15 protein-coding genes are annotated in these 12905 nt (G+C 70.7%); 8 read left to right on the forward strand and 7 right to left on the reverse strand.

Annotated features, from left to right (window positions below; translation table 11 throughout):
* Window positions 1-79: 79 nt before the first annotated feature.
* Window positions 80-529, reverse strand: a complete 450-nt coding sequence (locus OHA21_RS14020) for a hypothetical protein (protein ID WP_328474009.1) — start codon at window positions 527-529, stop codon at window positions 80-82.
* A gap of 86 nt (window positions 530-615) precedes the next feature.
* Between OHA21_RS14020 and OHA21_RS14025 the strand changes: the two genes are divergently transcribed.
* Window positions 616-1344: a hypothetical protein gene (locus OHA21_RS14025; protein WP_328474011.1), complete on the forward strand. Its 729-nt coding sequence runs from the start codon at window positions 616-618 to the stop codon at window positions 1342-1344.
* On the opposite strand, the gene OHA21_RS14030 is transcribed toward OHA21_RS14025, so the two are convergent.
* Together OHA21_RS14030 and OHA21_RS14035 are read right to left on the reverse strand one after the other, a co-directional pair.
* Window positions 1268-1741 (reverse strand): heme-degrading domain-containing protein, encoded by a 474-nt coding sequence (locus OHA21_RS14030; protein WP_328474013.1) that lies wholly within the window; start codon window positions 1739-1741, stop codon window positions 1268-1270. The genes OHA21_RS14025 and OHA21_RS14030 overlap by 77 nt on opposite strands.
* 17 nt (window positions 1742-1758) lie before the next feature.
* On the reverse strand, window positions 1759-2520 hold the full coding sequence (locus OHA21_RS14035; RefSeq protein ID WP_328474015.1) for a sulfite exporter TauE/SafE family protein: 762 nt from the start codon (window positions 2518-2520) through the stop codon (window positions 1759-1761).
* A gap of 119 nt (window positions 2521-2639) precedes the next feature.
* Between OHA21_RS14035 and OHA21_RS14040 the strand changes: the two genes are divergently transcribed.
* Entirely contained in the window at window positions 2640-3416 is a 777-nt protein-coding gene (locus tag OHA21_RS14040) for an endonuclease/exonuclease/phosphatase family protein (protein WP_328474017.1), read from the forward strand.
* On the opposite strand, the gene OHA21_RS14045 is transcribed toward OHA21_RS14040, so the two are convergent.
* Window positions 3380-3898, reverse strand: coding sequence for a GNAT family N-acetyltransferase (locus OHA21_RS14045; RefSeq protein WP_328474019.1), 519 nt, complete (start codon window positions 3896-3898; stop codon window positions 3380-3382). The genes OHA21_RS14040 and OHA21_RS14045 overlap by 37 nt on opposite strands.
* 77 nt (window positions 3899-3975) lie before the next feature.
* Here OHA21_RS14045 and OHA21_RS14050 point away from each other — a divergent pair, with 77 nt between their 5' ends.
* From OHA21_RS14050 to OHA21_RS14070, 5 genes are all read left to right on the forward strand, one after another.
* On the forward strand, window positions 3976-4410 hold the full coding sequence (locus OHA21_RS14050; RefSeq protein ID WP_328474021.1) for a MarR family winged helix-turn-helix transcriptional regulator: 435 nt from the start codon (window positions 3976-3978) through the stop codon (window positions 4408-4410).
* The gene (locus OHA21_RS14055; RefSeq protein WP_328474023.1) at window positions 4407-4826 is read left to right on the forward strand and encodes an organic hydroperoxide resistance protein; all 420 of its coding nucleotides are present in this window, start codon (window positions 4407-4409) and stop codon (window positions 4824-4826) included. The genes OHA21_RS14050 and OHA21_RS14055 overlap by 4 nt, the downstream gene beginning before the upstream one ends.
* A gap of 59 nt (window positions 4827-4885) precedes the next feature.
* Window positions 4886-7105, forward strand: coding sequence for an ATP-binding protein (locus tag OHA21_RS14060; RefSeq protein ID WP_328474025.1), 2220 nt, complete (start codon window positions 4886-4888; stop codon window positions 7103-7105).
* A gap of 58 nt (window positions 7106-7163) precedes the next feature.
* Window positions 7164-7493, forward strand: coding sequence for an STAS domain-containing protein (locus OHA21_RS14065; RefSeq protein ID WP_328474027.1), 330 nt, complete (start codon window positions 7164-7166; stop codon window positions 7491-7493).
* 163 nt (window positions 7494-7656) lie between these two features.
* Window positions 7657-8970, forward strand: a complete 1314-nt coding sequence (locus OHA21_RS14070; protein ID WP_328474029.1) for a hypothetical protein — start codon at window positions 7657-7659, stop codon at window positions 8968-8970.
* A 5-nt stretch (window positions 8971-8975) separates the two neighbouring features.
* On the opposite strand, the gene OHA21_RS14075 is transcribed toward OHA21_RS14070, so the two are convergent.
* The gene (locus OHA21_RS14075) at window positions 8976-9923 is read right to left on the reverse strand and encodes a tyrosine-type recombinase/integrase (protein ID WP_328474031.1); all 948 of its coding nucleotides are present in this window, start codon (window positions 9921-9923) and stop codon (window positions 8976-8978) included.
* A 748-nt stretch (window positions 9924-10671) separates the two neighbouring features.
* Window positions 10672-11640, reverse strand: coding sequence for a hypothetical protein (locus OHA21_RS14080; protein WP_328474033.1), 969 nt, complete (start codon window positions 11638-11640; stop codon window positions 10672-10674).
* Between the two features lie 30 nt (window positions 11641-11670).
* Between OHA21_RS14080 and OHA21_RS14085 the strand changes: the two genes are divergently transcribed.
* The gene (locus tag OHA21_RS14085) at window positions 11671-12489 is read left to right on the forward strand and encodes a metallophosphoesterase (RefSeq protein ID WP_328474035.1); all 819 of its coding nucleotides are present in this window, start codon (window positions 11671-11673) and stop codon (window positions 12487-12489) included.
* Here OHA21_RS14085 and OHA21_RS14090 read toward each other — a convergent pair.
* Entirely contained in the window at window positions 12476-12853 is a 378-nt protein-coding gene (locus OHA21_RS14090; RefSeq protein WP_328474037.1) for a hypothetical protein, read from the reverse strand. The genes OHA21_RS14085 and OHA21_RS14090 overlap by 14 nt on opposite strands.
* Window positions 12854-12905 lie beyond the last annotated feature (52 nt).

A 12905-nucleotide genomic window follows, 5' to 3' on the forward strand; every position in this document is an offset into this window, starting at 1 on the left:
CACTGCCTCCGCACCTCGAAGTCGATCTCCCGCTGGTCGGCGTCGCGGTCGCGCTGGTCGGCCTGGTCGGCGCGCAGGTTCAGGGCGGCGTCGCGCGTGTCGGCCTGCCGGTCGCGTTCGGCCTGCAGGTCTCGGCGGTAGTGCTCGCGCCGGTCCAGCAGCTCCTCGCGGTCCTGCACCCGCCGTTCCCGGTCGACCAGGACGGACAGGTGTATTCGGTGTCGCGCTGTTCCTGCTCGATGGTCCGTTGCTGAAGGTTCGCCGGGTCGACGTCGGCCGAGCTGCTGGCCCGGATGGCCGTCCGCACCGCGTGCGGCGGCAGCCGGCCCGCCCGGTACGACTCGGCCGCCGCCCGTTCGGCGGCGGCGAACAGCCGGTCCCGGGCGGCGTGATCCGCGGCGCCGGGCAGCCGCGCGGCCAGTTGCTCGTGGACCCGCGCGCTCTGTTCCGCGGTGACGGCCAGGTCTTCGGCGATGCGGGCCAGTCGCTGGAACTGGTCGTGGTGGCTGACGTCACGCTGCGCTGGCATGCGTCAACTATGTGGCCTGGCGACCGGTTGCACCATCGCAGGGCCGGCCGTGTCGCCGGTTGCGCGGTGCCGCCAGAATCAGCGCTGTGAATCTGGTGCGCCCGCTCGGGATCCGCCTGGGCCTGGTCGGCTGCTGCCTGCTGCCTGGGGCGGTCGCCGCCGCCGTCGACGTGCGCGGCTGGCTGCCGCAGTGGTGGCCGGCGTCGGTCCTGCTCGCCGTCGGCCTGCACGCGTGGGTGCGCGCCCGCGCCCGGGCCGGGCGCAAAGGCCAGGACGACACCGGGTACGAGAAACCGTGGTGGACCGGGTGGCTGGACATCGCGATGTTCGTGGCGATGTTCGCGCTCGCCGTCTCGATGTATTCCACGGCCCGGCTGATCGCGCTGGACGTGTGGGACTCGCCCACGCAGGTCCGGGTCCTGGTCGAGGACATGAATGTCTCCGAGCGCCGCGGCGGCGGGTTCGACGAGCAGTTCTGTTACCAGCTGGCCCGGCTCGACGGGTCGAAGGTTCCCGTCGAGCTGTGCCGCGACGTGCGCGCGTTCTCCCTGGACGAGCGGATCACGGTGCTGCTCGAGCCGACCGGTCTGGTCGGCCCGGAGACGCCGCAGCAGGTGGCCGGGCTGGGCGGCTGGCGCTACCTGGCGCCGGGGCTGGCCGTCTTCCTGGTGGCGGGCGGCTGGTTGCTCGGCCCGCACCTGGGCCGGGACGAGACCGCCCGGACGCGGGCGCCGACGATCACCCGGCGAGTGTCGATTCGATCGCCTCGACCACCAGCGCGTGGTCGTCGGCCTGGGGCAGGCCGGAAACGGTGACCACGCCGATGATCCCGGCGCCGGTGACCCGGATCGGGAAGGCGCCGCCGTGCGCCGCGTACCGGGCCGGGTCGACGCCCATCTCGGCGTTCAGGCTCTGGCCCTTGGCGGCCAGCCGGCGGCCCACCAGGTACGAGGAGCCGGCGTAGCGGTAGACGACGCGCACCTTGCGCTCGATCCAGGCGTCGTTGTCGGCGCTGGAGCCGGGCAGCCCGGCGTGGAACAGCTGCTGTTCGCCGCGGCGGATGTCGACGGCGACCGGCAGCCGCCGTTCGGTGGCCAGCTTGACGAGCAGGCTGCCCAGCGCCCACGCGTCGGTCTCGTCGAAGCGCGGGAACACCAGGCGGCGTTCCTGCTCCTCGATGGTGGCGATCAGCTTGTCCAGGTCGTCGCTCATGCCGCCATTCTCGCCTGTCACGATTCCTGCCAGTGCAGGTACCCGAGGCGCACGATCAGCGCGAGGACGACGACCAGCAGCACGATCCGCACGAATCCGGCGCCGCGGCGCAACGCCATCCGGGCGCCGACGACCGAGCCGGCGATGTTGGCGACCGCCATCGCGGCGCCGATCAGCCAGGCCACGTTGCCGGTGGCGGCGAACACCACCAGGGCGCCCAGGTTGGTGGCCGTGTTGACGATCTTCGCCATCGCCGAGCCGTGCAGGAAATCGGCGCCGACGATCGTGGTGAACGCGAGGACCAGGAAGGTGCCGGTGCCGGGGCCGATCAGCCCGTCGTAGGCGGCGATCACGCCGCCGGCCACGGCCACGGCGATGCCGCGCCGCCACGGGGTGCGCTTCTCCATGTGCTCGCGCAGGCCCATCTGCGGGCGTACGGTGACGAACACCGCGACCGCCACCAGCACGCCGATGATGACCGGCCGGTACGCGCTCGCCGGGATCCCGCCGGCCAGGGCGGCCCCGCAGCCGGAGCAGACCAGCGCCAGGACCGCGGACGGCCCGGCCACCCCCCAGTCGATTTTGGTGCGCCGCGCGTACGTGACAGCTGCCGTGCTGGTCCCGCAGATCGCCGCGAGCTTGTTGGTGCCCAGCGCGGTCGCCAGCGGCAGGTGCGGGGCGGCCAGCAGCAGCGCGGGCAACAGCAGCAGACCGCCGCCGCCGACCACCGCATCGACCCACCCCGCCGCCGCTGCCGCGATCAGCAGCGTGGCGATCACCTCGTGCCCCGGGCCTTCTGCAGCCAGGCGCCGATCAGCGCCCCGATCATCACCAAGGTCAGGACGCAACACAGCGCCTTGAAAAGCATGCCTTCTCCACGTTGGCTAAGGTCGGCCGTGTGCGCCTGGCCACCTTCAACCTGTTGCACGGCAGATCGTTGTCCGACGGAACCGTACACGCCGACCGGATCGCGGCCGCCGTCGCCGACCTCGACGCCGACGTGCTGGGCCTGCAGGAGGTGGACCGGGCCCAGCCGCGCAGCGGCCTGCTGGATCTGACCGCCCTGGCCGCCGACGCGCTGGGCGCCACCACGCACCGGTTCGCCGCGGCGGTGGCCGGCACGCCGGGGGAGGTGTGGGAGCCGTGGCACTCCGGGGTCGACGTCGCCCACCCGCAGTACGGGATCGCGCTGGTCAGCCGCTACCCGGTGGTGCGCTGGCAGATCACCCCGTTACCGGCCGCCCCGGTCCGATCCCCGGTGTACGTGCCGGACGGCGGTCTGCTGCTGCTTCGCGACGAGCCGCGGGTTCTGCTGGCCGCGGTGCTGGAGACGCCCAGCGGTCCGCTCACTGTGGCGACGACGCACCTGTCGTTCGTACCCGGCTGGAATGTGCGTCAGCTGCGCCATGCCGTGCGGGCGTTGCGTGCCCTGCCCGCGCCCCGCGTGCTGTTGGGTGATCTCAACATGCCGGCCGGGCCGGTGCGCGCGTTCACCGGCTGGAAGCCGCTGGCGCGCGCCGCGACCTTCCCCAGCCCGTCACCGAAGACCCAGCTCGACCATGTGGTCGCCGATCCGCGCGGGGCGGCCGCGCTGGGCCGGGTGGTGCAGGTGCGCACCCCGCACCCGCTGGTGTCGGATCACCGGCCGCTGGTGGTCGGCTTCGACCGCAGGTAGACGTCCTCCAGCCCGTCCTCCGGGTCCCACTGCTCGCCGATCTTGAAGAACCCGAACCCGGCGATCGTGGCCCGTGAGGCGACGTTGTCCGGGCGGATGCTGGCGCGCACCGCGGTGACCTGCGGGTCGGCGTCGGCGCGGGCCAGCAGCGCGGCGAGCATCGCCTTGGCGTAGCCGCGGCGCCGGTATGCGGGATCCACCGAGTAGGCCACCTCGACGATGCCGTCGGTGTCCGGCGGGCCGTGGAACCCGCCGTGGCCGACCACGACGTCCTCGGGCACGGCGACCGCGGCCCGGGCGATCCAGTCGGCGGCGGCCGGGTTGCGCCGGATGTCGTCCAGGCGGATCTGCCACAGCCATTTCTCGTCGACCAGGTACCGGCTCAGCGGGTGCCCGGCCGAGCGGCCGGCCTCGTCGAGGTCGCCGGCGATCAGCGCGGTCAGGGTGGCGGGGGAGAGCTGCACGAAGCGGATGGACGGCATGTCGGCATGGTCACATACCGGTGCTGCGCCCGTCCGAACGGTTGTGCACAACTGAATTGGGCACTACCTTTCAGGGCATGCGTGAGAGCACCGCCCTGGACGACATGATCTGCTTCCAGCTCTACGCAGCCAGCCGCGGCATGACCGCCCTCTACCGGCCGCTGCTCGAACCCCACCACCTGACCTACCCGCAATACCTGGTGCTGCGGGTGCTCTGGCACGACGGACCCACCACCGTGCGCGACCTCGGCCACACCCTGCGCCTGGACAGCGGCACCCTGTCGCCCCTGCTCAAACGCCTCGAAACCCAGGGCCGGCTGCGCCGCGAACGCGACACCGACGACGAACGCGTCGTGCGCATCCACCTCACCGACACCGGCAACGCCCTACGCGACGAGATCGGCGACCTCACCCAGCGACTCGTCTGCGCCACCGGGCTCACCCTCGACGAGCTCACCCAACTGCACCAGCTGCTCAACCGGGCACGACACTCCTCGAAAGGAACCGCATGACCGCCATCTACACCGCGTCCGCCACCGCCACCGGCGACGGCCGCAACGGCCACGTCCGCTCCAGCGACGGCGTCCTCGACTTCGACCTCGCCATCCCCAAGGAGATGGGCGGCCCCGGCGGCGCCCTCACCAACCCCGAGCAGCTGTTCGCCGCCGGCTACGCCGCCTGCTTCCACAGCGCCCTCAAGCGCGTCGCCAGCACCCAGAAGATCACCCTCGTCGACACCGCCATCACCGTCGACGTCGGCATCGGCGCCCTGCCCAGCGGCGGCTTCGGCCTGTCGGTGACCATCGAAGCCGAACTGCCCGGCCTCGACGAAGCCACCGCCAAAGCCGTCCTCGACGCGGCACACCAGATCTGCCCCTACTCCAACGCCACCCGCGGCAACGTCGAGGTCCAGCTCAACCTCGCCTGAGGATCCACCGATTCCGTGATGGGCCGCCCCGGCCCATCACGGATAGGCTGGGTGCCGCGATGAGCCCTCACGGCAACCTCCCGGCCGAACTGTCGAGTTTCGTCGACCGCACCCGCGAGCGGGCGGAACTCAAACGCCTGCTCGCCGCCGCCCGCCTGGTCACCGTCACCGGCATCGGCGGCGTCGGCAAGACCCGCACCGCCCTGCGCGTCGCCGCCGAGGTCCGCCGCGCCTTCCCCGACGGCGCCTGGCTCGCCGACCTGGCCACCCTCACCGACCCCGGCCTGCTCACCGAAACCGTCGCCCAGGCCGTCGGCGTCAAGGACCAGACCGCCCGGCCACCCGCCGAAAGCCTCGCCGGCTACCTCGCGCCCCGCCGGCTGCTGCTCATCCTCGACACCTGCGAACACCTCGCCGCCGACTGCGCCGGCCTGGCCCAGAAACTGCTGCAGGCCGCACCCGGCCTGCGCGTGCTGGCCACCAGCCGGCAACCCCTCGGCGCCACCGGCGAACACGTCCTCGCCCTGCCACCACTGCCCACCGCCGACGCCTGCACCCTGTTCACCGAACGCGCCACCGCCGCGTCCGCCGCCTTCACCGACGCCGACCAGAGCGCCGTCGCCCGGCTCTGCGAACGCCTCGACGGCATCCCGCTCGGCATCGAACTCGCCGCCGTACGCACCCGCGCCCTGCCCGTCGGCCAGATCGCCGACCTCGTCGAAACCGGCCGCACCCGGCTGCTCACCCCGGTCCGCGCCGCCATCGACGGCAGCCACGACCTGTGCACCCCCGCCGAACGCCTGCTCTGGGCCCGCGCCGCCGTCTTCCCCGGCACCTTCACCCTCGACGCCGCCCAACAGGTCTGCACCGACGACCAGCTGCCCGCCGACGACATCATCGACGTCATCACCGGCCTCGTCGACAAAAGCATCCTGCACCGCGACGACGACCCCGACCCCCGCTACCGGCTGCTCGACACCCTGCGCGAATACGGCCTCGAACGACTCCGCGACACCGGCGCCGAAACCGACCTGCGCCGCCGCCACCGCGACCACCACCTGCACCTGGCCCGCCGCTTCGACGCCGAGTGGTGCGGCCCCGGCCAGGCCGACTGGTACCGCCGGCTCACCCGCGAACACGCCAACCTGCGCGCCGCCCTCGACTTCAGCCTCACCGACCCGGCCGAACACCAGGCCGGCCTCGAACTCGCCGGCGCCCTGCTCTACTACTGGATGGCCTGCGGACACCCCCGCGAAGGCCGCTACTACCTCGACCGGCTCCTCACCCTCGACAGCCCACCCGGCCCCGCCCTCACCCGCGCCCTCTGGGTCTGCGCCTGGATCAGCGCCCTGCAGGGCGACATGGACGCCGCCGAGAACCGCCTCGCCCAATGCCGCCCCCACGCCGAAACGCAGAACGACACCGCCGCCGCCGGCTGGATCGCCTACATCGGCAGCGCCATCGCCGTATTCAGCGGCGACCCCCAGCGCGCCATGACCCTCGCCGAACAATCCGCCCACCTGCACACCCACGGCGGCGACCCGAACACCGGCCTGCTCGTCGCCTACGCCGCCCAGGCCATCGCCCTCGCCTTCCTCAACGAACTCGACCGGGCCATCGCCGTCACCGACGAATACCGCAAACTCTGCGCCGACCACCACGAACAATGGGCCTGCACCTACGCCGACTGGGCCGCCGGCGTCGCCGAACTCGGCCGCGGCAACCCCACCGCCGCCGTCGACCACGCCCGCGCCGCCCTGCGCTTCAAACGCCAACTCGGCGACCACGGCGGCTGCGCCATGGTCGTCGACGTCCTCGCCACCGGCGCCAGCATGCAGGGCGACGCCGCCCGCGCCGCCCGCCTCATCGGCCTCGCCCACCGCCTCTGGGAAACCGTCGGCCTGCCCCAGCTCGGCTCCCCGGACCTGAGCGCCAGCCGGGTGTGGACCGAGAAACAGGCCCGCCACATCCTCGGCGACCAGCGCTTCGACGACGCCCTCACCACCGGCCTCACCGACGACTTCGACACCGGCATCGCGTACGCCCTGGACGAACCCGGCCCCCGGCCGGCCACCAACCACCCGCCCGACCCGGCACCCCTGACCACCCGCGAACGCCAGGTCGCCGAACTCGTCGCCGACGGCCTCACCAACCAGCAGATCGCCGACCGGCTCATGATCAGCAGACGGACGGCCAACACCCACATCGAGCACATCCTCACCAAGCTCGACTTCACCGCGCGTACCCAGATCGCCGCCTGGATCGCCGCCCGAACCTGACCGCCCTATCGGTCACCTGACCGATTCGCTTCCGCCGCCCAGCCCGCACGATGACACCATGACCGTCGACCCGGCGCCGCTGCAGCTCACCGTCACCCACCACGGGCCCACCACCATCGACCTCACCGTCACCGGCGAACTCGACGTGGCCACCGCCGACGGGCTGCACACCTGGATCGTCGACACCGTCACCGAACACCGCCCCGACGCCATCACCCTCGACCTGAGCCGCCTGCAGTTCATCGACGCCGCCGGCGTCCGCACCCTCTACCGGCTGCACGCCCTCACCGCAGCCGGCGGATGCGCCCTCACCATCGGCCCCGCCCACCAGGTGTTCTGGTGGACCCTGTCCCGGCTCGGCCTGCAACCCTCCTTCGCCCAGCGGTGAACCCGCGGCCGCTTTGCCGGGCGGCCGCGTCACCCCCGCTCCGCCCGCCCGATCACCGGCGGACCGGGCACCTCCAGCGCCGCCGCGAAACGCCGCCTGGGTCATCGCCCACCACAGGGGGAAGCCCCTGCTGCTCTTGAAACGCAGATGATGCAATCACCCCATGACGGGGACCCCATGGTGGTGCTGGTGCTGGCGGGTCGCGCTCGCCGGGCTCGCCGCAGGAGCCACCGGCACCCTGCTCATCGGCCTGCGCGACCTCTTCCGGGCATCAGACATCGCCGCTCGCATCACCGGCGGCGTCCTCGTCCTCGTCGCGGCACTCGCCCTCGGCGCCATCGTCACCGCCTTCTCCGGACGATCTCGCCGCCAGTGGCTACCCGGCGCAGTCGCCGCCGCGGTCATGCTGCTACTCAGCCTCTGGGTGGCCGTTTCCATCCTCTCCTGGCGGCAGGTCGAACTCACCGCGGCACTCGTCGTGTCCGTGCTGATCGCCGTGACCGCCGGCTACGCACTACTGCTGAGCCAGGTGGTCCGCACCTTCGCCGCAGCGCCACCGCCGGCAACCGATGAGGGTCAGAAAAATCCCGGCGAGCCGCCCACCCGGCGAGGGGAACTGCTTGGCGCCCTCGCCACCCTGGCCGCGGCGGTCTTCGCGTTGCCCCTGGCGTGGTACTCCGCGCACTACCTGCCCACCCACACCGGACCGTCCGTCTCCATCAAACTGCAGTTCGGCGAAATGACCGCGCACAAGACCCAGGCGGCGGTACCGCTGACGATCACCGTGGAGAACACCGGCACGGTGGACGCCCGGATGATCGGATCGCTGTACGAGGTCTCCGGCGTCAAGGTCCTCGCATCACCGGCATCGACCGGACCCGAACCACTGGATCTTGACAGGTTGAAGGACATGACAGACGACAACTACGGCCCCGGTGCCCGATACAGCAACACCACGCACATGGAAGAACCCGAACTGATCCAATTCGGCCAGGTCGTGTGGGACCAGAGCACCCTGCTGCCGGACGAGACCACCGAAGCAACCATCATGGTGTTCTTCCCGCTGCGCACCTACGACGTCCTCCGCGGCGGCGTCGACATCGCCATCGCCCGCGACGACCGGCTGCCGATCGGACGACCGGTCCCCGGCGAAGCGGACCCGGTGGGCACCGTAACGCCCTGCGGTCCCGCAAGCGTGGTAGTACGCGAATGGCCGATCGAGACCGGCAGCCTGCTGGAGCAACTGACCGAGGAACGCCGCGAGATCATACGCGGCATGGTTATCAAGCATCCGGACGCCGACGGGTCCTGGTGGTCGGGAGTGCCCTACCTGGAGTACCAGGTGCAGCGGTTACGCGAGACATGCGAGCACCTGTTCGCGCCCAAAGGCGAACTGGAGGAGGAGAGCATGGCCGGGCTGTCCGGAGCGATGGGGGAGATCCTGGTCCCCGCCGAGATGGCGCCGCGCGCCCCGTAGCCGCCTCAGCCCAGCTCGCGCAACACCCGATTCGTCCGGTTCGCCTGCACCGCCGCGCGCTGCTGCTCCGCCGTCACCTCGATGTACGACTGCGACGTCGCCAACGACGCATGCCCCAGCAACCGCATGATCTCCGACGCGTTCGCACCGTCCTCCGCCAACCGCGTCGCGAACGTGTGCCGCAACGCATGCAACTGCGCACCCCGCGGCACCCGATCCCCGATACCCGCCCGCCGGTAACACGAGCGCACCAGATACTGCAGCCCACCGCGCAGCAACGGCTCACCCCGCCGATCCACCAGCAGGGGAGCGGTCGACTGCACCCGCCCGAACCGCACCCGCCGCGAATCCAGATACCGCCCCACCGCCGCATCCAGCCCCGCCTCGATCGGCACCGTCCGCGGCCGCCCACCCTTGCCGGCCACCTCCACCCGCCGCTCACCGTCACGCCCCGCCACCGAACCCACCCGCAGCGCCAACATCTCCGACAGCCGCAAACCCGCACACAACGCCAGAGCCAGCACCAGCACATCGCGCTCCGGCCACGGATCCCGCTGCCGCTCATCCGCCACGCTCACTGTGCGTAACAAGACCTCCGGAGTGTCCTCACCCCGCAACGGCTTGGGGGAGAGGGCCGTCGGCTTCGGCTTGTCCACCGCCGGCATCGGATTCCCCGGCACCACACCCTCCGTCACCAGGAACGTGAAGAAGGCATTCCACGAAGACCAGGCCCGGGAGACCGAGGCCGGGGCCCGCTCCGCCGCGAACCGCGCGAACGCGGACCGCAACACGCGAGGGGAGAGGTCGCTCACCGTAACCGGAGCGGGCTGCGCGAGCTGCAACACCAGGCCAAGATCGCGACGGTACGCCGAAAGCGTGTGCGCCGACGGTTTGCGAACGGCGCGTGCGGCTAGGAACTCGTCAACCAGCTCGGTGATTGCTGCATGCTGCATAAGGCATATTATGCAGCATTTATTGGTATTCGTTCAGGTAGCGGCCGGATTGATAACCAGCCAAGATGGATCACCCGCAGCTGGTTGTATGTGTCGCCGCCCAGCCACTGATACGCCGCGACCCGCCGTAGGCGTCACGATTCCGGCCAGGCCCGACCGCGGGGCAGGGCAGTCCCTCCCTGGAAGCGCGTGTCCCGGGCAAGCCTGCGGGGGCACGCCGCTGGGAAAGTGCCGCGGCGACCCGCCAAGCACGAGCCAACTGCTCGCCGTGCCGCCATGCGCCCGCTGCGACTTGTTCACACCCAGCTTCGGCGTCCCTGAGCTCCAACCGCTTGGCCGCTTCGGGCTTTGGATCAACTGTTCGAGCCACCGACGGAGGGTCAAAGCTGCGACGAGTGCGGGACTTCGGCCGGCTCGGCCTGCCGATAAGAAGATGGTTGGTGCATGTCGCCGGTGAAGCGTCTTTCCGGGAGAATCTGACCCCTCTCAGAGAGCCGCTCTCAGAGCCAGGTTGACATAATGCCCATTATCGACCCGGTAAATTTAGGCCCGGACGAGCGTTATCCGTCGCCTGGCGCCGCTGGTGCCTTAAGCACCGGCAACACGCGGCCTACAGAGTTTGCTTTGGGCCTCGCGGGTTTGCTTGGGCCCCGCGTCTGAGCCGTCGGATAGCCGCAGCCGAAGCGATGACGAGCCGCGCATTGCCACCAGGCGGCGTACCCCGTCCCCCGAGTGGAGGCCGGCGCCTCTACGGGAAGAGGCTGAGCTGTCCCGGGATGCCGTGTTCGTCGAGGTGGCCGTCGAGCTCCCACAACTCGAGCACCCCGCGGGTGTCGTCGTAGGTGAGCCAGCGCCCGTGGCCGCTGGCCGCGCGCAGGGAGTTGCGCTTGCGTGGCTGCGGGTATTCGACGGTGCTGTGGTAGCGGAGGTCGGCTGACAGGAGCAGGTGTTGCTCGTACCCGTGGTCTTCTTCGGTGCTGACGGCGATCAGGATGTGGCTGTCGGGGATGACGACGGCGGCTTCGCTCAGGTGCCGGCCGGGTTCGCTGTCGGGTAGGTCGTCGACGTCGCGGCGGATCTGGTCATGGCCGTCGGCGTGCTGGACGGCGAGTCCGTCGGGGCCGGTGCTGAAGTAGCGGTTGCCGGGCAGGAAGCCGGCGAGGTATCCGGCGTCGGGTAGCCGGTGGGCGCTGATGCGTCCGTTGTCGAGTCGTAGTTGCCAGGCCTGTTGGTGGTCGATGGGGCAGACGACGATGTTGAGGGCCAGCGCGTCCTGGTGTGGGTGTTCGACGAACCAGCCGTTGCCGGCGTCCGGGAGTGCGTGGCGGTCGAGTTCGCGGCCGGTGGCGGGGTCGTAGGTGATGATCTGGGCGGCGTTCTGCAGGTGTGTCCAGAGGGTGCCGTCGGCGAGGTGGCAGTGGGGCGTGGACCAGGTGTTCGGGTGGGTCTCCCCTGTTTCGGTCCAGGTTCGGTGCCAGCGGGTGGTGCCGTCGTGGGTGGTGACGGTGAGTCCGTGCGTGCTGCTGATCGCGATGTGCTGGGTGTCGGCAGTGATCTGGGTGCGTCGGTCTGGTGCGGGGATGGTGGTGATCGTGTCGAGGTGGGGGTCGTATACGCGTACCGTGCCGGGGTTTTGGTGGATGGCTGCCCAGCCGGTGGCGGTCGGCGTGATGGCGGCGTGCCGGCCGGCGGTGTGGTTGATCAGGCGCGGGCGCACGGAGGCAGCATAGGGCCCGCCTCTCCCCCTGTGGCGCGGGTCGTGTCTGGTTGCTGGTGGCTATCGTCGCGGGCACAGGGAGGGCGTGCCGTGGCGAAGGTTGTGATTGTCGGGGACGTGGGTGGCTGTGCCGAGCAGTTGGTGCGGGTGGTGGGGCCGCTGGTGGATGAGCCGGACACGGTGGTGATCCAGGTGGGTGATCTGGTGGATCGGGGGCCGGATTCGCCGGGGGTGTTGGCGTTTGTGCGGGAGCGGCTGGAGGCGGATCCGCGGCGGTGGGTGCAGTTGATCGGTAACCATGAGGCGCCGTATCTGGGTGCGGAGCCGTTCTGGCCGGTGCCGTTGGGTCAGGCGGATGCGGTGTTGCTGCGGACGTGGTGGTTGAAGGAGTGGTTGCGGGTGGCGGCGGCGGTGCGTACCGCTGAGGGTGAGGAGTTGCTGGTCACGCATGCCGGGTTGACGGTGGCGGCGTGGGAGGAGCTGGGTGGGCCGGTGACGGCGGGGACGGCGGCGGATCTGTTGAACACTCGGCCTGAGGAGTTGTTGTTCAGTTACGGCGGGCCGTTGTGGGCGGAGGCCGGTCAGGTGTACGGGTCGTGGTTGCTGGATCGTCGGCCGGCGCCGTTCTCGCAGGTGCATGGGCATTCGACGGTGGTGAGTTTTCAGCATTGCAGTTGGTTGTGTGAGGAGCGGGTGCGGCAGCGGGCCACGGTGGACTGGGTGGCGCGGCACACGGTGGCGCGGATCAACGGGGCACGGTTCGTGGGGGTGGATCCGAAGCACGGTACGGCGGGTGCTGCTCGGTGGGCGCCGCTGGTGTTGGAGGGTGCTCAGCTCATCGGGGTGTGATGACGCCGCCGATCGCGGTGCGCCCGGGCAGGGTGCCGATGAAGTCGACGGTGATTGCTTCTCGGGTCTGCTCGCCCAGGATGTTGGTGATCGCGTCGGTGACGCCGGCGGCGAGCCGGTCGATGACGCCGGGGTGGCTGAAGGCCTCTTCTTTGATGCCGAAGGTGATGGTGGGTGCGGGGTTGGTGGCGGGTTTGCCGCCTATCCCCCAGCGGCCGGCGGGGACGCCGACGAGTTTGACGACGGCGATGTCGCGGGCCCAGGGGCCGTAGACGGCGATGACGGCGTCGGTGAGGCCGGTGATGAGCTGTTCCTCGCGTCCTTTCAGGTCGGTTTCGGTGGCGTGGACGGTCAGGTGCGGCACTAGGATCTCCTTTGACAGCAAATAACCTTTGCATGCAAAGCTAATTCGGGGG

Source organism: Actinoplanes sp. NBC_00393 (genome assembly GCF_036053395.1).
Lineage (GTDB): Bacteria > Actinomycetota > Actinomycetes > Mycobacteriales > Micromonosporaceae > Actinoplanes.